The sequence below is a fragment of the Pseudomonas sp. GW821-FHT09E12 genome, from assembly GCF_059416085.1.
In genome coordinates this window covers 174,486-192,426 of the sequence record NZ_JBWKOM010000004.1, presented here as the reverse complement: position 1 = coordinate 192,426, position 17,941 = coordinate 174,486, and the positions used below count along the sequence as shown (strand labels likewise).

Annotated in this window: 19 protein-coding genes; 13 read left to right on the top strand and 6 right to left on the bottom strand. The window is 63.7% G+C overall.

Annotated elements, in window-relative coordinates; all coding sequences use genetic code 11:
* The first annotated feature begins 5 nt into the window (after window positions 1-5).
* From tauB to AC07PQ_RS12785, 5 genes are all read left to right on the top strand, one after another.
* The gene (tauB, locus tag AC07PQ_RS12805) at window positions 6-800 is read left to right on the top strand and encodes a taurine ABC transporter ATP-binding subunit (RefSeq protein WP_053259265.1); all 795 of its coding nucleotides are present in this window, start codon (window positions 6-8) and stop codon (window positions 798-800) included.
* Window positions 797-1,636, top strand: a complete 840-nt coding sequence (gene tauC / locus AC07PQ_RS12800) for a taurine ABC transporter permease TauC (protein WP_007925274.1) — start codon at window positions 797-799, stop codon at window positions 1,634-1,636. The genes tauB and tauC overlap by 4 nt, the downstream gene beginning before the upstream one ends.
* Before the next feature lie 47 nt (window positions 1,637-1,683).
* Window positions 1,684-2,523 (top strand): taurine dioxygenase, encoded by an 840-nt coding sequence (gene tauD, locus AC07PQ_RS12795; protein ID WP_007925276.1) that lies wholly within the window; start codon window positions 1,684-1,686, stop codon window positions 2,521-2,523.
* A gap of 127 nt (window positions 2,524-2,650) precedes the next feature.
* Complete coding sequence (locus AC07PQ_RS12790; RefSeq protein WP_062823999.1) at window positions 2,651-2,896, top strand: FitA-like ribbon-helix-helix domain-containing protein; 246 nt, start codon at window positions 2,651-2,653, stop codon at window positions 2,894-2,896.
* Window positions 2,893-3,321, top strand: a complete 429-nt coding sequence (locus AC07PQ_RS12785; RefSeq protein ID WP_062824000.1) for a type II toxin-antitoxin system VapC family toxin — start codon at window positions 2,893-2,895, stop codon at window positions 3,319-3,321. The genes AC07PQ_RS12790 and AC07PQ_RS12785 overlap by 4 nt, the downstream gene beginning before the upstream one ends.
* A gap of 125 nt (window positions 3,322-3,446) precedes the next feature.
* On the opposite strand, the gene mgrA is transcribed toward AC07PQ_RS12785, so the two are convergent.
* The 4 genes from mgrA to AC07PQ_RS12765 form a co-directional block, all read right to left on the bottom strand.
* Window positions 3,447-4,484 carry an L-glyceraldehyde 3-phosphate reductase gene (gene mgrA / locus AC07PQ_RS12780; protein ID WP_493185636.1) on the bottom strand — a complete coding sequence of 346 codons (1,038 nt, stop codon included), beginning with the start codon at window positions 4,482-4,484 and terminating at the stop codon, window positions 3,447-3,449.
* Window positions 4,485-5,068: 584 nt separating this feature from the next.
* Window positions 5,069-5,470, bottom strand: a complete 402-nt coding sequence (locus AC07PQ_RS12775) for a type II toxin-antitoxin system HicB family antitoxin (protein WP_009041686.1) — start codon at window positions 5,468-5,470, stop codon at window positions 5,069-5,071.
* Between the two features lie 29 nt (window positions 5,471-5,499).
* Entirely contained in the window at window positions 5,500-5,682 is a 183-nt protein-coding gene (locus AC07PQ_RS12770) for a type II toxin-antitoxin system HicA family toxin (RefSeq protein ID WP_493185635.1), read from the bottom strand.
* A 118-nt stretch (window positions 5,683-5,800) separates the two neighbouring features.
* Complete coding sequence (locus AC07PQ_RS12765; RefSeq protein ID WP_493185634.1) at window positions 5,801-6,691, bottom strand: LysR family transcriptional regulator; 891 nt, start codon at window positions 6,689-6,691, stop codon at window positions 5,801-5,803.
* Window positions 6,692-6,829: 138 nt separating this feature from the next.
* Between AC07PQ_RS12765 and AC07PQ_RS12760 the strand changes: the two genes are divergently transcribed.
* The 3 genes from AC07PQ_RS12760 (at window position 6,830) to AC07PQ_RS12750 (ending at window position 9,083) form a co-directional block, all read left to right on the top strand.
* Complete coding sequence (locus AC07PQ_RS12760) at window positions 6,830-7,570, top strand: SDR family oxidoreductase (RefSeq protein ID WP_493185633.1); 741 nt, start codon at window positions 6,830-6,832, stop codon at window positions 7,568-7,570.
* A 119-nt stretch (window positions 7,571-7,689) separates the two neighbouring features.
* Window positions 7,690-8,586: an SDR family oxidoreductase gene (locus tag AC07PQ_RS12755; RefSeq protein ID WP_493185632.1), complete on the top strand. Its 897-nt coding sequence runs from the start codon at window positions 7,690-7,692 to the stop codon at window positions 8,584-8,586.
* A 239-nt stretch (window positions 8,587-8,825) separates the two neighbouring features.
* Complete coding sequence (locus AC07PQ_RS12750; RefSeq protein ID WP_007925299.1) at window positions 8,826-9,083, top strand: hypothetical protein; 258 nt, start codon at window positions 8,826-8,828, stop codon at window positions 9,081-9,083.
* A gap of 103 nt (window positions 9,084-9,186) precedes the next feature.
* On the opposite strand, the gene betT is transcribed toward AC07PQ_RS12750, so the two are convergent.
* Both betT and epsC read right to left on the bottom strand, forming a co-directional pair.
* Complete coding sequence (gene betT / locus AC07PQ_RS12745) at window positions 9,187-11,151, bottom strand: choline transporter BetT (RefSeq protein WP_493185799.1); 1,965 nt, start codon at window positions 11,149-11,151, stop codon at window positions 9,187-9,189.
* Between the two features lie 395 nt (window positions 11,152-11,546).
* Window positions 11,547-12,473, bottom strand: a complete 927-nt coding sequence (gene epsC / locus AC07PQ_RS12740) for a serine O-acetyltransferase EpsC (RefSeq protein WP_007925302.1) — start codon at window positions 12,471-12,473, stop codon at window positions 11,547-11,549.
* Window positions 12,474-12,664: 191 nt separating this feature from the next.
* On the opposite strand from epsC, the gene AC07PQ_RS12735 reads away from it, so the two are divergent.
* The 5 genes from AC07PQ_RS12735 to AC07PQ_RS12715 all read left to right on the top strand — a co-directional run bounded on the left by AC07PQ_RS12735 (window position 12,665) and on the right by AC07PQ_RS12715 (window position 17,934).
* Entirely contained in the window at window positions 12,665-13,660 is a 996-nt protein-coding gene (locus tag AC07PQ_RS12735) for a D-cysteine desulfhydrase (protein ID WP_493185631.1), read from the top strand.
* 357 nt (window positions 13,661-14,017) lie between these two features.
* Window positions 14,018-14,815 carry a cystine ABC transporter substrate-binding protein gene (gene tcyJ, locus AC07PQ_RS12730; RefSeq protein WP_007925306.1) on the top strand — a complete coding sequence of 266 codons (798 nt, stop codon included), beginning with the start codon at window positions 14,018-14,020 and terminating at the stop codon, window positions 14,813-14,815.
* Window positions 14,816-14,865: 50 nt separating this feature from the next.
* Window positions 14,866-15,531: a cystine ABC transporter permease gene (tcyL, locus tag AC07PQ_RS12725; RefSeq protein ID WP_037005081.1), complete on the top strand. Its 666-nt coding sequence runs from the start codon at window positions 14,866-14,868 to the stop codon at window positions 15,529-15,531.
* Between the two features lie 4 nt (window positions 15,532-15,535).
* Window positions 15,536-16,297, top strand: a complete 762-nt coding sequence (gene tcyN / locus AC07PQ_RS12720; protein ID WP_007925310.1) for an L-cystine ABC transporter ATP-binding protein TcyN — start codon at window positions 15,536-15,538, stop codon at window positions 16,295-16,297.
* Between the two features lie 395 nt (window positions 16,298-16,692).
* A complete protein-coding gene (locus AC07PQ_RS12715) occupies window positions 16,693-17,934 on the top strand; it encodes an SfnB family sulfur acquisition oxidoreductase (RefSeq protein ID WP_007925312.1) in 1,242 nt (413 codons plus the stop codon).
* Window positions 17,935-17,941: the final 7 nt, after the last annotated feature.

Below are 17,941 nucleotides of genomic sequence, written 5' to 3'. Positions count from 1 at the left end.
CCGTCATGGCTTTGCTACAACTGGAGCGCATCAGCGCACAGTACCCCGGCGCCGCCGAACCGGTGCTGGCGGATATTTCCCTGACGCTCGGGCCCCAGCAGTTGCTGGTCGCCCTCGGCCCTTCCGGCAGTGGCAAGACTTCGTTGCTGAACCTGATCGCCGGTTTCGTCGAACCCAGCGCCGGACGTATCACCCTGGACGGAGTGCCAGTCGCCGGTCCGAGCGCCGAACGCGGCGTGGTGTTCCAGGACGATGCCCTGCTGCCCTGGCAGGACGTGCTGGCCAATGTCGGCTTCGGCCTCGAACTGGCCGGCATTGCCCGCGACCCGCGCGAAGCCCGCGCCCGGGAAATGCTCGCGCTGGTGGACCTGGCCGGCTTCGACAAGCGGCGCATCTGGCAGCTCTCCGGCGGACAACGCCAGCGTGTGGGACTGGCCCGCGCCCTGGCCGCCGACCCGCGGCTGCTGCTGATGGATGAGCCCTTCGGCGCCCTCGATGCCTTCACCCGCGAGCAGATGCAGGAGCTGTTGCTGCAGGTCTGGCAACGCACCGCCAAGCCGGTGTTCCTGATTACCCACGACATCGAGGAAGCGGTGTTCCTCGCCACCGACCTGATCCTGCTGGCCCCCAACCCGGGGCAAATCGTCGAGCGCTTGAGCCTGGACTTCGGCCGGCGTTACGCGGCCGGCGAATCGGCCCGGGCAATCAAGTCCGATCCACGCTTTATTGAAACCCGCGAACACGTGCTGGCCCGGGTGTTCTCCCAACGCAGTGCCGTCTTGCGGCAGGAGCGCGCATGAACAGCTACGACCTCCCGGCCACCACGACCAAAGCCGCTAACCCGCACACCGCGGTGCCCCTGCGCCGCAGCCTGAGCACTCGCTGGATCAGCGTGCTGACCCTGGTCGTGCTGCTCGCCCTATGGTGGGCGGTGACGGCCAGCGGCCTGATCGAACCACTGTTCCTGCCGCCACCTTCCGCCGTGCTGCAAAAGGGCTGGCTGCTGGTGACCAGCGGCTATATGGATTCCACCCTGTGGCAGCACCTGGGCGCAAGCCTCGGACGCATCGGCCTGGCCCTGGGTTTTGCCGTGCTGAGCGCGATTCCGGTGGGCATCGCCATCGGCCACAACCGCATCGCCCGTGGCGTGCTGGACCCGCTGATCGAGTTCTACCGGCCGATTCCCCCCCTGGCCTACCTGCCGCTGATCGTCATCTGGTGCGGCATCGGCGAGCTGTCCAAGGTGCTGCTGATCTACCTGGCGATCTTCGCCCCGATCGCCATCGCCACCGCCACCGGCGTACGCACCGTGGACCCGACCCGGCTGCGCGCCGCGCAGTCCCTGGGCGCGACCCGGGCCCAGCTGATTCGCCATGTGATCCTGCCCAGCGCCCTGCCGGACATCCTCACCGGCGTGCGCATCGGCCTCGGGGTGGGCTGGTCGACCCTGGTCGCCGCCGAACTGATCGCCGCCACCAGCGGCCTGGGGTTCATGGTGCAGTCCGCCGCGCAGTTCCTGGTCACCGATGTGGTGGTACTCGGGATCCTGGTCATCGCCCTGATCGCCTTCGCCATGGAAATGGGTCTGCGCGCCCTGCAGCGCAAGCTGGTGCCCTGGCACGGCCAGGCCCATTGAAACCCTGTATCTGTAGCCCTGTAGCCACACCTGACTTCGAGAACGACATGAGCCTGACCATCACCCCTTTAAGCTCCGCCCTGGGCGCCCAGATCAGCGGCGTCGATATCAGCCAACCGCTGGCCAGCGAACAGCGCGACATCATCGAGCAGGCGCTGCTCCAGCATCAGGTGCTGTTCTTCCGCGACCAACCGATCGACCCACAGCAACAGGCGCGCTTCGCGGCGAACTTTGGCGACCTGCATATCCATCCGATCTACCCCAACGTGCCGGAACAGCCGCAAGTACTGATCCTCGACACCGCGCAAACCGACGTACGCGACAACGCCATCTGGCACACCGACGTGACCTTCCTGCCGACCCCGGCCTTGGGCGCGGTGCTCAGCGCCAAGCTGTTGCCGGCATACGGTGGCGATACCCTGTGGGCCAGCGGCATCGCGGCCTATGAGGCGCTCTCGGAGCCGATGAAGAACCTGCTGCAAGGCCTGACCGCGACTCACGAGTTCATCAAGTCCTTCCCCCTGGAACGCTTCGGCAATACTCCGCAGGACCTGGCGCGCTGGGAAGAAGCCAAGAGGAAAAACCCGCCGCTGTCGCACCCGGTGATCCGCACCCACCCGGTCAGCGGGCGCAAGTCGCTGTTCGTCAACGAAGGCTTCACCACCAGGATCAACGAGCTGTCGGACAGCGAAAGCGAAGTCATCCTGAAACTGCTGTTCGCCCACGCCACCCGCCCGGAATTCACCATCCGCTGGCGCTGGCAAATCAACGACGTGGCCTTCTGGGACAACCGCGTGACCCAGCATTACGCGGTCGACGACTACCGCCCGCAACGCCGCGTGATGCACCGCGCGACGATTCTCGGGGATGTGCCGTTTTTCCGATAACCGATACTCATGACTGCAGCAGGACTGGCGGGTGATTGCGGCGTCACCAAACGATAAGTGGTTGCCCACCCTCGATGACGCGCGGCTATGCTATCAATGATTGCATTGATTTCATTCGGAGGAACCCATGGCCAGCCTGACAATCCGAAACCTGGACGACCACATCAAAGAGCGCCTGCGCATCGAAGCCGCCCACAACGGCCACTCCATGGAAGAAGAAGCCCGCTTGATTTTGCGCCGCGCCCTGAACAGAACAACCGACAGCCAAGGCCTGGCCAGTCGTATCCGGGCACGCTTTGCCGAGGCCGGCGGAGTGAAGCTTGAGCTGCCCGAACGTACCGAGCCGGCACGCGTGGTGGATCTGGGCGAATGATCGTGCTCGACACCAATGTGCTGTCGGAACTGATGCGTCCCCAACCGGACGCATCGGTATTGCTGTGGATCGAAGCGCAACCTGTCGAAGACCTCTACATCAGCGCCATGACCATGGCCGAGATTCTTCACGGCATCGCGCGCCTGCCCCACGGCAAGCGCAAACAGATGCTCCATGCGTCGGCGCTGGCGATGTTCGAGGAAGACTTCATCGACCGCATCGTGCCCTTCGGGACCCAGGCGGCTCTTTACTACGCCCATCTGATTTCGCACCGGGAAAGCCTGGGGCGTCCGATCAGCCTGGTGGATGCGCAAATTGCGGCCATATGCCGCGTCCACGACGCGGCGATCGCCACCCGTAACGCCAAGGACTTCAGCGATACAGGGTTGATCGTTATCAACCCCTGGCTGCCACTCGAGGTTTGAACCCGGCTCTGTAGGAGCGCAGCTTGCTCGCGATGGCGGCATGCCTGACACAACATACCGCCGCGATCGCCGGCAAGCCTGGCCCCTACAGAAGCCGCGGCAGCCTTGCAACATGACGGCAGGTTCTATTCCGCGGTTGAAGGCTTCTCCCACAGATTGATCCCGCCTTCGCGGGCAAAACGATCGATCTCTGCCAGTTCTTCGGCGCTGAAGTTCAGGTTCTGCAATGCGCCGACGTTCTCGACGATCTGCTCCGGCCGGCTGGCGCCGATCAGGGCCGAGGTCACCCGCGAATCGCGCAGAGTCCAGGCCAGAGCCAGTTGCGCCAGGCTCTGGCCACGACGCTGGGCGATTTCGTTGAGGCCGCGCACATGGGCGAGGTTGGCCTCGGACAGGTGCGAGGCTTGCAACGAACCACCGCCCGGGCGGTTGACCCGCGCATCCTCGGGAATGCCATTGAGGTACTTGTCGGTCAGCAGGCCCTGGGCCAACGGCGTGAAGGCAATCACCCCGGCGCCGAGTTCTTCGGTGGTGTCCAAAAGGTCCTTTTCCACCCAGCGGTTGAGCAGGTTATAGGCCGGCTGGTGGATCAGCAGCGGCACTTTCCATTCCTTGAGCAGGGCCGCGATCTCGCGGGTTTTCACCCCGGAATAGGACGAGATGCCGATGTACAGCGCCTTGCCCTGCTGCACCGCGGTGGCCAGAGCGCTGGCGGTTTCTTCCAGCGGGGTGTCCGGGTCGAAGCGGTGGGAATAGAAGATATCCACATAGTCGAGGCCCAGGCGCTGCAGGCTCTGGTCGAGGCTGGCCAGCACGTATTTGCGCGAGCCACCGCCCTGGCCATACGGACCGGGCCACATATCCCAACCGGCCTTGCTGGAGATGATCAGCTCGTCGCGATACCGCTTGAAGTCTTCACGCAACAAACGACCGAAATTGATTTCGGCGCTGCCATAGGGCGGGCCGTAGTTGTTGGCCAGGTCGAAGTGGTTGATGCCCAGGTCGAAGGCGGTGCGCAGCAACGAACGCTGGGTGTCGATCGGCGTGCTGTCGCCGAAGTTGTGCCACAGGCCCAGGGACAGCGCCGGCAGCACCAGGCCGCTGCATCCGACGCGGCGGTAGGGGATGGAGTCGTAGCGGTTTTCGGCAGCAAGGTAAGTCATCGAATCCTCTCTTGGTCCTGAACGCCCAGGTTTAAGCGAATGCACATGAGTGTGGGGCAGCGCCCTTGCAGCATATGAATCAGCCAAACGCCAGAAAGTTGCCCAGCATACGCCCAGGCGCGCTCGCGGCCACTGCAGGAGTGGCCAATGACAGAAACGATCTGACACCCGCTGGCGGAACGCTCGAACGTGGCATTGGCACCGCGCTAATGCCCAAATCGGATGTTCGAAAACAGGAAATAGATATTACTGTCGAAATATTTAATTACGTACCACGTACCACAGTACGAAATCGTAGCTGGAGGGGAAGCTCAGCCGATGAAAATCCCGGCTAAATGACGCCGTCGACCGGAAGCCGGATCAGCGGACAAAACCCAGGAAACACAAGGCCCTGGCGGTGCTGCACCGCTCGGAAAAACCAGGAATGGCGGCATCGAACAAGGCGCTGCACCCGTTGTTTATAGACGCTAAAACGCCACCCTGCCGGGCCGAAACAAAGGGTTCCAAAGCCTGGGTGGTAGAGGAAAATATCGAGGGACAGATGCCAGGCATGCCCCCATGGGAACCATGGGGGCGGGCAATGCCTAGGCGGAGAGTTCGCGTAAAGCGGCAGCCGCGAGAAAGCCCGAACGCGAGCGGTAGCGCTGGTCGCGCTTCACCGTCTGGTCGATGCGTTCCAGCAATTGCTCCGGAAGGGTGGCGTTGAAGCGCACCGCCTTGCCGAAGTAAGGCGTGATGTCGAACTCGATCATGCCCCACACGCCACCGGCGTAATCGGGGTTGTCGATATGCACGTCGACCTCATGCACCTGGGGCAGCGGTTCACCATCGGCGACCAGGCCTTCGTAATGCAGCGACAGGGCCTCTTTCACATTCTCGAAGGCTTCTGCCGCGGTATGGCCGGCGGAAAAACAGCCCGGCACATCGGGGACGATCACGCCATATCCGGAGTCGGCATCCTTGTGCAGCACGACCGGGAATTTCATCTCGTTGACCTCTTCGTTCAAGGCCGGCCTCATTTCAGGCCCGCCTGTTTCAAGATGCTGTGGATCGTGCCCTTGGGCAGATCCGCATCCGGGTGGGGAACAGTGACCCGCCCCGGCTTGTGCAGATGCTTGTATTGGTGATGATTGCCTTTGACCGCGATCAGATACCACCCGTCCTCCTCGATCATCCTGATCAGTTCCCGACTGCGCATTGCCGTGTCCTTTCGATACGTCCCGAAAAGCCACCGTACACAGTCAAAGGCGAACAATACACACTATACACATCCAGACAATCAATACAGAAAGCAGCGATGACCGGCGCTGCCCTGCTCAGACCGCCCTGGCGAAAACCTCCGCCAGCCAGTCGACGAACACCCGCACCCGTGGCGACATCTGACGGTTGTGCGGGTACAGCACGGAAACCGGCATGGGTGGTGGCGGCGTGTCGGTGAGAATCTCCTGCACCAGCCCCTGGGAAATCTGCTGTGCCATGCGGTAGCGCGGGCACTGGATGATGCCCAGCCCGGCCACGGCCGAGGCAGCATAGATTTCCGCGCCGAACACCGACAGCGCGCCCTCGATGGCGACTTCCCGCAGTTCGCCATCGACCATGAATTCGAACGGAAACAGCTTGGCCGTGGTGCGTGAGACGTAGTTCACCGCACGGTGCCGCGACAGCTCGTCGAGGCTCGATGGCTCACCGTATTTGCGCAGGTAGGCCGGACTGGCGCAGGTGATCTGCTGCAAGTTGGCCACGCGCCGGCCGATCAGCGACGAATCGCCCAGGGTGCCGGCGCGCAACACGCAGTCCACCCCTTCGGCGATCAGGTCGACAAAACGATCGGCCTCGCTGATGGACAGCTCGATTTCCGGATAGCGCGCCATGAATTCGGGCAGGGCCGGAATCACGAAGTACTTGGCCAGGGTGCCATGCAGATCGACCCGCAAACGCCCCTTCGGCGCCACCGTGCGAAACGCCAGTTCGGCCTCTTCCAGCTCCGCCAGCAGCTGTACGCAGCGCTGGTAATAGGCCTCGCCGTCGAGGGTCGGGCGCACTCGGCGGGTGCTGCGCTCCAGCAGGCGGGTACCGAGCCAGGCCTCGAACTGGTTGAGGGTATGGGTCAGGGTGGCGCGCGGCAGGTTCAGGTCCTCGGCGGCCAGGGTGAAGCTGCTGCGCTCGTAGATCCGCACGAACGCCTTCATCGCTTTGACTTGATCCACGACGGGCTCCTGGGCTCATTGATTGTTGGCGATTATTGAACAGTCAAGCCAACTCTGGCGCATTTATCACCCTGGGTAAACATGTGAATCTGCTTCCACACCACAGCCAATCACTCGTTACCCAGAAGGAAATTCGCCATGACTACCCAGACTTCGAAAGTTGCCATCGTGACCGGCGCCTCCCGCGGCATCGGCGCGGTGATCGCCCGGCAACTGGCCAGCGAAGGCTTCGCCGTCGCCATCAACTACGCCAACAGCGCCAGCGAAGCCTCAGCCCTGGTGGTGGAGCTGCGCCAGGCCGGCCACCGGGCCATAGCGATCAAGGCCGACGTGGCCAACGCCGATGACGTGCGCCGCCTGTTCGACGAGACCGAAACCCAACTGGGCAAGGTCGACGTGTTGATCAACAACGCCGGCATCCTCAAGGTCCTGCCGCTGGCGCAACACACGGACGAACTGTTCGAGCAGAACTTCAACATCCACGCTCGCGGCACCTTCAACACCCTGCGTGAAGCCGCGACTCGCCTGAACGCCGGCGGGCGCATCGTCAATTTCTCCAGCAGCACCGTCGGCATGAACCTGCCGGGTTACGCGGTGTACATCGCCAGCAAAGCGGCGGTGGAGTCCCTGACCCAGGTGTTCGCCAAGGAAATGCGCGGTCGCAATATCACCGTCAATGCAGTGGCACCGGGCCCGGTGGCCACCGACCTGTTCCTGCACGGCAAGAGCGAAGAGCAGATCCAGGGTTTCGCCAAGATGGCCCCGCTGGAGCGCCTGGCTCAACCCGAAGATATTTCCCGCGTCGTGTCCTTCCTGGTCAGCCCTGATTCGGCCTGGGTCAACGGGCAGGTCCTGCGCGCCAACGGCGGGCTCGTCTGAGCCACCTCACCGACGGTCGAAGGAACCCTGGGCACCTTCGCCGGCTGACTGTCCCACGCCGTACAACAACGCCTGCCCCGGCGTGCCTGAAACCACCCTCACCTGAAGAGACCAATGCCATGCAATCCGTCATCCTGATTACCGGCGCCTCCAGTGGTTTTGGCGCCCTGACCGCCCGCGCCCTCGCCGACGCCGGCCACATCGTCTACGCCAGCATGCGTGAAACCCTGGGCCGCAATGCGCCGCAAGTGGCCGAGGTGCGGCGCTACGCCGACGAGCACCGGGTCGATTTGCGCAGCGTCGAACTGGACGTCGCCTCCTGCGCCTCGGTCGAGGCCGGTGTCGCCCGGATAGTCGCCGACTGCGGCCGGCTGGATGTGATCATCCACAATGCCGGGCACATGGCATTCGGCCCCGCCGAAGCCTTCACCGCCGAACAGTTCGCCCAGCTCTACGACATCAACGTACTGAGCACCCAGCGGGTCAACCGCGCGGCCCTGCCGCAACTGCGCAAGCAGGGCCGGGGGCTGGTGCTGTGGGTATCCTCCAGCAGCGCCCGTGGCGGCACCCCGCCCTACCTGGCGCCGTACTTCGCGGCCAAGGCGGCGATGGACTCCCTGGCGGTGTCCTATGCCGGGGAGCTGGCGCGCTGGGGCGTGGAGACCTCGATCATCGTGCCGGGCGCCTTCACCCAGGGCACCAACCACTTCGCGCACTCCGGAGCCCCGGCCGACCAGGCCCGCGCCGCCGAGTACAACCAGGGCCCCTATGCCGGTGTGCCGGAGCAGGCACTCAACGGCCTGGCCGCCCTGGAGCCGGCTGACGCCGATGTCACCGAGGTCGCGAAGGCCATCGTCGAGATCGTCGGCCTGCCCTTCGGCTCCCGGCCGTTGCGCCGGCATATCGACCCGTCCCAGGACGGTGCCGAAATCGTCAATGCCATGGCCGACCGGGTGCGCGCCGAGATGTTCCGCCGCATCGGCCTGGAAGACCTGCTCAAGCCCGCCGCTCGCTGAAACAACGGCATGGGTGGCCCGGGCACTCCCCGGGCCATCGGTGCTTTCCACCGGCTTATTCGCGGAGACACTCATGCGCCCGACCACCGACTCGCCCGTTTCGTCCAACACCCTGCCGATCCCGGCCTTCGCTTTTCGCGGAGCAGGACGCTACTCCCTGGACCACACTCTAGGTCGGGAGCTTTGAACCGCCATCGACCCTGGGCTCACCCCTGAATTCCGCCCGCGAGGACTTCATCATGCACACCGCGATCATCACTTGCTTCGGCCTGATTCTCCTGGCGCTGATGCTGTTTATCGGCGAAAAGCTCGGCCTCGGTCGCCAGACCCTGGCCTACAGTTTCGTCGTGCTCTGGCTGGCGCTGACGGTGATCAACGGCGCGGTGGGGATGGTCCACGCCGGCCAGCCCCTGAGCACGGAGCTGGCGGTCGGCAGTGTGGTATTCGGCGTGCCGGTGGCGGCGCTGGTGTTGTTCACGGTATTGAGCCGGGCCTGAGGGCCCTGATCGCGGGCAAGCCTCGCTCCTACAGAAGCACCAGGTCTTCTGTAGAAGCGAGGCTTGCCCGCGATGACGGTGGCACAAACGCCACCGCCCGCAATCAACGCACCAGGTGCAGGAACTGCATATGGCGTTCGTACTGGTCGAGGATGTCGTTGATGATCTGCTCCTTGGTGTAGCCCATCAGGTCATAGTCCTGGCTACCCTCGGCCAGATGCACCTCAGCCCGGTAGTAACGCCGGTTGCGCATCTCCTTGGGCCCCATGCCGCCACGGGCGAAGGACGGGGTGAAGTAGCCGCGCATCTGCACCTGGTAGACGAACGGATGCTGGTCGCCATGGCCGATTTCCAGGCTGACGTTGTCGTTGGCCGGGTCCGGCTGGGTGACCACGTTCAAGCCTTTCTCGACGAACACCGCGGTCACTTCTTCGATGGCCGGGCGCACCGTCTGATCGAGGAAGCGATAGACCTCGTCGCGCGACGGGAAATGCACCGCCTGGCTCAGGCGCTGGCGCCAGCCGCCCTTGCCGCGCCGCGAGGACGACGAGACCGGCGCCAGCGAATGCAGCTGGGCGATCTGCTTCTGCGACTCGAGGTAGAAAGCCTTGTGCAGCCCCCACATCATCAGCAGCAGGATCATCGAGAACGGCAGCGAGGTCAGCACCACCGCCGACTTCAGCGAGTCGATGCTGCCGGCGAACAGCAGCGCGCTGGTGACCAGCGCGGTCATCGCGCCCCAGAACACCCGCAGCCATTTCGGCCCGTCTTCATCGGCATTGCCGCCCTTGGCCGACAGGGTCGAGAGCACCACGGTGCCGGAGTCGGCCGAGGTGACGAAGAACACGAAGCTGATGAACACCGTCACGGCGATGACAGCCTTGCTCCAGGGGTAGGTTTCCAGCAGCAGGTAGAGGGTCATCGAAGGGTTCTCGATGGCCGACATGCCCAGCGCGCTCATGCCGTGGTTGAGCACCTGGTCGATGGCGCTGTTACCGAAGATCGACATCCAGGCCAGGGTGAAGCCCAGGGGAATCAGCAGCACGCCGAACACGAATTCACGGATGGTCCGGCCACGGGAAATCCGCGCGATGAACAGGCCCACGAACGGCGACCATGCGATCCACCAGGCCCAGTAGAAGACGGTCCAGCCGCCCAGCCAGTCGCTGGGTTCGTCATAGGCGTAGAGGTCGAAACTCTTGGTCGGCAAGGCGCCGAGGTAATCGCCGAGGTTCTGGATCAGGGTGTTGAGCAAATGCTGGGTGGGGCCGGCGAACAACACGAACAGCAGCAGCGCACAGGCCAGCAGCATGTTGATGTCGGACATCACCCGCACGCCCTTGTCGACGCCAGACACCGCGACAATGATCGCCGCGCCCATCATCAGGCTGATCAGGCCCACCTGGACCCACTGGGTGTGGGCGATACCGAACAGGTAATCCAGGCCGGAGTTGAGGTGCAGCACGCCAAAGCCCATGTCGGCGCCGAGGCCGAACACCGTGGCGATGATGCCGAAGCCATCCACCGCGTAGCCGATGGGGCCGTTGATGCGCTTGCCGATCAGCGGGTACAGCGCCGAACGCAGGGCCAGCGGCAGGTTATGCCGGTAGGCGAAATACGCCAGGGCCATGCCGACGAAGGCGAACACACCCCAGCCATGCAGGCCCCAGTGCAGGAAGAGAATCTGCATGGCCTGGCGCGCCGCATCCGCGGTCCCGGCCTCGCCCTGGGGCGGTTGCAGCATGTGGGTCAGGGGTTCCGACACGCAGAAGAAAAACAGCGTGATGCTGATCCCGGCGGCGAACAGCATGCCGGCCCAGGACAGGTAACTGAATTCCGGTTCGTCGTGGTCGGCACCGAGCTTGATCTTGCCGTAGCCGGACAAGGCGGTGACCACCACGAAGATCAGGTACAGGGTCATGGCCAGCATGTAGTACCAGCCGACCGTATTGGCCGCCCAGTTTTGCGCGGCCAGCAACCAGGCGCCGGCTTGTTCCGGCAGGGCAATGACCACCAGGCCGAAGGCCAGGATAAAGCTCGCGGCGAAGTAGAACACCGGCGGATTCATGCGGATCAGGCCGCTGGCGGGAATGGACGATGCACTCATGAAACGTGCACCTCGAGGGGGTAAAACGCGGCTGAAAAGATCGGACTCAGCAAAGGTAAGCCTCCTGTTGTGAGCGGGCAGCGAGCTGCCGGTTTAACTTGAACAAGCGTTCAAGTTAAACACGGATAGGCGCGCAAGGACTAATCGCCGGGCTCGGCGGTCGCCTGATTTCGCAGGTTTTAAGAAAGGTCTGATGTATGGCGGAGGGAATCGTTCAGCGTTAAATAAGCCGATTTCTGTAGCCGCTGCCGAAGGCTGCGCCAAGGCCCGCAGGGCCTGCAAAAGCCCCCAGAGCGGCGCCCCTCTCGGGGCGATCGCAGCCTGCGGCAGCGGCTACATGATGCAAGCACCTCGGCTTATTTTTGCGACCCATCGTCATGCTGCAGGTTGGCCTGGGTCAGGTTGCACCCGGCCGGCACGCTGCGGGTCAGCCAGACGTTGCCGCCGATGGTCGAGCCCTTGCCGATGGTGATGCGCCCGAGGATGGTCGCGCCGGCGTAGATCACCACGTCGTCTTCGACGATCGGGTGGCGCGGGTGGCCCTTCTGCAACTGGCCGTCCTCGTCCGCCGGGAAGCGTTTGGCGCCCAGGGTCACCGCCTGGTAGATGCGCACACGCTCGCCGATGATCGCGGTCTCGCCGATCACCACACCGGTGCCGTGGTCGATGAAGAAGCTGCGGCCGATCTGCGCCCCCGGGTGAATGTCGATGCCGGTGGCCGAGTGGGCGATTTCCGCGCTGATCCGCGCCAGCAGCGGCAGGCCGGCGCGATACAGATGGTGGGCCAGGCGATGGTGGATCACCGCCAGGATGCCCGGGTAGCACAGCAGCACTTCATCGACGCTGCGCGCCGCCGGGTCGCCATGGTAGGCGGCCAGCACATCGGTATCGAGCAACACCCGCAGCCCCGGCAGGGCCAGGGCGAAATCCTGGATGATGCGGATGGCCCTGGCGTTGACGTCTTCGTCCGCCTCGCCGCTCTGGCGCGCGGCATAACGCAGCTCCAGTCGAGCCTGGGCGAGCAGCGCATTGAGGGCCGCGTCCAGGGTGTGGCCGACGTAGAAGTCCTCGCTTTCTTCGCGCAGGTCCACCGGGCCCAGGCGCATCGGGAACAAGGCCCCACACAGCGCCTCGAGAATCTCGGCCATGGCCGCGCGCGACGGCAGTTCCCGACCACCCTGCTCACCACTGACCCGCCCGTTGCGGGTACGCCACTGGTCGCGGGCATCACGCAGTTGACTGACTATGGTCTGCAATTGCCAATGGCTGGAACGCTCGCTCACGATAAGACTCCTCACTCAAGCGGCCGGACGGTCTGGCCGCGTAAACGACGTCACTTTACGGTATGCGTCCCAGGCCAAATTAAGAACTAATTGTGCTGGCCTAAGTACCTTTTGGCATAAGCGATTGACGGTTGCCCCGGTAAATATCGCTGCCTATAGTCCCTGACACCTCTGACAACCTGTGCGGCCTCATGATCAAACGACAGCTCGACCGCTTTAACCGTCTCGACCTGCTGGGCGGCGCCACCGCCCTGGAAAAACTCGAACGCCTGTCCACCTGGCTGGGCCGCGATGTCTACGTCAAGCGCGACGACACCACGCCGCTGGCCATGGGCGGCAACAAGCTGCGCAAACTCGAATACCTGGCCGCCGATGCGCTGGCCCAGGGCGCGGACACCCTGATCACCGCGGGCGCCATCCAGTCCAACCACGTACGCCAGACCGCGGCCCTGGCCGCCAGGCTCGGCCTGGGCTGCGTCGCCCTGCTGGAAAACCCCATCGGCACCGATGACGGCAATTACCTGGGCAACGGCAACCGCCTGCTGCTCGACCTGTTCGACGCCAAGGTCGAGCTGGTGGAGAACCTGGACAACGCCGACGAGCAGTTGCAGGCCCTGGCCGAGCGCCTGCGCAGCAGCGGCAAGCAGCCGTACCTGGTGCCGATTGGCGGCTCCAACGCCCTCGGCGCGCTGGGTTACGTGCGCGCCGGCCTGGAGCTGGCAGAGCAGATCAACAACAGCGGGCTCGACTTCGCCGCCGTGGTGCTGGCCTCGGGCAGCGCCGGCACCCACAGCGGCCTGGCCCTGGCCTTGAGCGAAGTGTTGCCGCAGTTGCCGGTGATCGGCGTCACCGTGTCGCGCACCGACGAAGCGCAACGGCCGAAGGTCCAGGGCCTGGCCGAGCGCACCGCCGAATTGCTCGGGGTGACGTTGCCGGAGAGCTTCAAGGTGGAGTTGTGGGACGAGTATTTCGCCCCGCGTTATGGCGAACCGAACGCCGGCACCCTGGCCGCGGTGAAACTGCTGGCGAGCCAGGAAGGCCTGCTGCTGGACCCGGTCTACACCGGCAAGGCCATGGCCGGCCTGCTCGACGGCATCGGCCGCCAGCGTTTCGACGACGGCCCGATCATCTTCCTGCATACCGGCGGCGCGCCGGCGCTGTTCGCTTATGCCGGTTCGTTTGCCTGAATACTGACCTGTAGCCGCTGCCGCAGGCTGCGATCGGCGGCGCAGCCGTCGTAAAACCTGCGCATGCGGCGCATCAGAAAAGACGCGTTCGCCGGATTTGCGCCTGCTACGTCGGAATGCCGCCCAATCGATCGCAGCCTGCGGCAGCGGCTACAGAGATGTATATTTATAAAAAGAATAACAATGTGAATTTATATTATTTTTACATCTATAAGCAGCCACTTATAGTCGCGCCGCAGGCGAATTTGCCGCGAGACGCATACGCTGCATTTAGTGCAGGATAAGGCGCTCGTTCCCGCTCACCGATTGACCTGCATCTCCCAACCGCATCTGCATAAGAAAACACAGGGGCTTGTCATGATTTTTTCCGCACTACGTCGAAATATCCTCATTGGCTCGCTGGGTCTGGCCCTCGGTGCCGGGTTGCTGGGGCAAGCGGTTGCCGGTGAGCAACTGCAGAAGATCAAGGACGCCGGCACCATCAACGTCGGCCTGGAAGGCACTTATCCACCGTTCAGCTACGTCGACGAAAGCGGCAAGCTGGCCGGCTTCGAAGTCGAGTTCTCCGAAGCCCTGGCGCAGAAGCTGGGTGTGAAGGTCAAACTGCAGCCGACCAAGTGGGACGGCATCCTCGCCGCCCTGGAGTCCAAGCGCCTGGACGCGGTGATCAACCAGGTGACCATCTCCGATGAGCGCAAGAAAAAATACGACTTCTCCACCCCCTACACCGTTTCCGGCATCCAGGCCCTGACCCAGAAGAAGAACGAAGGCAAGTTCAAGACCGCCGCCGATCTGGCCGGGCACAAGGTCGGTGTCGGCCTGGGCACCAACTACGAACAATGGCTCAAGGACAACGTGCCGCAAGCCATCATCAAGACCTACGACGACGATCCGACCAAGTACCAGGACCTGCGCGTAGGCCGTATCGACGCGATCCTGGTGGACCGCCTGGCTGCCTTCGAGCTGATCAAGAAAACCAACGACACCCTGGCCGTTTCCGGCGAGCCCTTCTCCCGCCAGGAAGCCGGCGTGGCCCTGCGCAAAGGCGAACCCGAACTGCTGGCCGCGGTGAACAAGGCGATCGAGGAACTGCGCGCCGACGGCACGCTGAAAAAGCTCTCGGAAAAATACTTCAACGCTGACGTCACTCAATAATGGAAGCAGGTTTTCAGTTCGAACTGTCTTTCCCGCAGTTGAGCCAGCAAATCGCCGAAACCACGCAGCTGTTGCTGAACTCCGCGCCCTTCCTGCTCAAGGGCGCGTATTTCACGGTCATCCTCAGCCTCGGCGGCATGTTCTTCGGATTGGCGCTGGGTTTCGCCCTGGCGCTGATGCGCCTGTCGCGCTTCAAGCTGCTGAGCTGGATCGCCCGGGTCTATGTGTCGTTCTTTCGCGGCACGCCGTTGCTGGTGCAACTGTTCGTGATCTATTACGGCCTGCCGCAGCTGGGTATCGAGCTTGACCCGCTGCCGGCGGCGCTGATCGGCTTCTCGTTGAACATGGCGGCCTACGCCTGCGAGATCCTGCGCGCGGCCATCGGCTCCATCGAGCGCGGGCAGTGGGAAGCGGCGGCCAGCATTGGCATGACCCGGGCCCAGACCCTGCGCCGGGCGATCCTGCCGCAAGCCATGCGCACGGCCCTGCCGCCCCTGGGCAACAGCTTTATCTCGCTGGTCAAGGACACGGCCCTGGCCGCCACCATCCAGGTCCCGGAACTGTTCCGCCAGGCACAGCTGATCACCGCCCGGACCTTCGAAGTCTTCACCATGTATCTTGCCGCCGCGCTGATCTACTGGGTTCTGGCCAGCGTGCTGGCGCACCTGCAGAACCGACTGGAAGAGCGGGTCAATCGGCACGACCAGGAGTCCTGAACCCATGATTGTGGTTGAAAAACTGACGAAGCAGTTCAAGGGTCAGACCGTCCTCAATGGCATCGACCTGACGGTGGCAGAAGGCGAGGTGGTCGCCATCATCGGCCCCAGCGGCTCGGGCAAGACCACCTTTTTGCGCTGCCTGAATTTCCTCGAAGAACCTACCAGCGGCCGGATCAAGGTCGGCAACATCGAAATCGATGGCAGCCGGCCGCTGACCCAGCAGCAGGGCCTGGTGCGGCAACTGCGCCAGCAGGTGGGTTTCGTGTTCCAGAACTTCAACCTGTTCCCCCATCGCACCGCGTTGGAAAACGTCATCGAAGGCCCGCTGGTGGTGAAGAAGACGCCCCGCGAGCAGGCACTGGCCCTGGGCCGCGGACTGTTGGCCAAGGTCGGCCTGGCGGGCAAGGAAGACGCCTATCCGCGGCGCCTATCCGGCGGCCAGCAACAGCGCGTGGCGATTGCCCGGGCGCTGGCGATGGAGCCGGAGGTGATCCTGTTCGACGAGCCGACCTCGGCCCTCGACCCGGAGCTGGTAGGCGAAGTGCTAGCGACCATCCGCGGCCTGGCCGAAGAAAAGCGCACCATGGTCATCGTCACCCACGAAATGGGCTTCGCCCGCGACGTGGCCAACCGGGTGATCTTCTTCGACAAGGGGGTGATCGTCGAACAGGGCGAAGCCAAGGCGCTGTTCGCCAATCCCAGGGAAGAACGCACCCGGCAATTCCTCAGCAAGTTCCTCACCTCGGGCCATCCCCAGGCCTGACCTGTACCCTCGCTGCCGAGCCCAGGATGGGCTGTGCAGCGAACGCAAACCCGCCGTCACATTCCGCCAGACACATCGCATACGCCGGTTTACGACGGCTACGTCGCCGCGCGCAGGCTGCGCCAGCGGCTACAGGCCTCAGATCTATCTCCCATTACCCTTCGCCTTTTCCTACCTGCCGTATACGTAAACCCCTTCTATACATATTCCTAAAAGTTAGTTTATTTAATTTTTATACGCGCATAGGGTATATGCACCGGACCACCGGACATTCTTGAACCCGATTTCGCCGCCACGGCGCGGCACTTCCAAAGATGTGAGGTAGGTATGGTCCGGAACACAATCACCCCAGTGCAGATCGCCAGGGCATTGCGTGCAGCCAAGGAGTGGCACTGATGTCCAATCTGGCCGATGCAAATGCCCAGAGCGATCTGGATGTCGCCCCCCTGTTGTTGCCCGCACGGGTTCTGCTGAACGACGCAGAAGCCCTTCAAGCCGCCCATGAACTGGCCACCGTCGCCCGCCAGCAGGCGGCCCGGCGCGACCAGCAGCGCAAGCTGCCGTGGGCGGAAATCGAACACTTCACCCGCAGTGGCCTGGGCAGTATTGCCATCCCCCGTGAATACGGCGGCCCGCAGGTTTCCTTCGTCACCCTGGCCGAAGTCTTCGCGATCATTTCCGCGGCCGACCCGGCCCTGGGACAGATCCCGCAGAACCAGTTCGGCATTCTCAACCTGATCCTCGGCAGCGCCACCGAACGGCAGAAAAAGCAGCTGTTCCAGAGCGTGCTGGAAGGCTGGCGCATCGGAAACGCCGGCCCGGAACGCGGGACCAAAAACACCCTGGAACTCAAGGCACGGATCAGCGCCGACGGCGACGGTTATCTGCTCAATGGCCAGAAGTTCTATTCCACCGGCGCCCTGTTCGCCCACTGGGTGGCGGTCAAGGCGTTGAACGACGACGGCAGGCAGGTCCTGGCCTTCGTCCGGCGCGGCACGCCAGGGCTGCGCATCGTCGACGACTGGTCGGGCTTCGGCCAGCGCACCACCGCCAGCGGCACCATTTTGCTCAACAACGTGCGAGTCGATGCCGACCTGGTGGTGGACAACTGGCGCATCAACGAGTCGCCGAATATCCAGGGCGCGGTCTCGCAGCTGATCCAGGCGGCCATCGACGCCGGCATCGCCCGCGCCGCCATCGACGACGCCGTCAGCTTCGTGCGTGAACGCTCGCGGCCGTGGGTCGACGCCAACGTCGAACGGGCCAGCGATGACCTCTATGTGATCGCCGACATCGGCAAGCTGAAAATCGAACTGCACGCCGCCGAGGCCCTGCTGCGCAAGGCCGGCCAGGTGCTGGACCAGGTCAATGCCGCGCCGATCAGCGCCGAATCCGCCGCCCGCGCCTCGATCGCCGTGGCCGAAGCCAAGGTGCTGACCACCGAGATCTCCCTGCTGGCCAGCGAGAAACTCTTCGAGCTGGCCGGCAGCCGCGCCACCCTCGCCGAGTTCAACCTCGACCGGCACTGGCGCAACGCCCGGGTCCACACCCTGCACGATCCGGTGCGCTGGAAATACCACGCCGTCGGCGCCTATCACCTGAACGGCACCCTGCCGGCTCGCCATTCCTGGATTTAAGCGACCA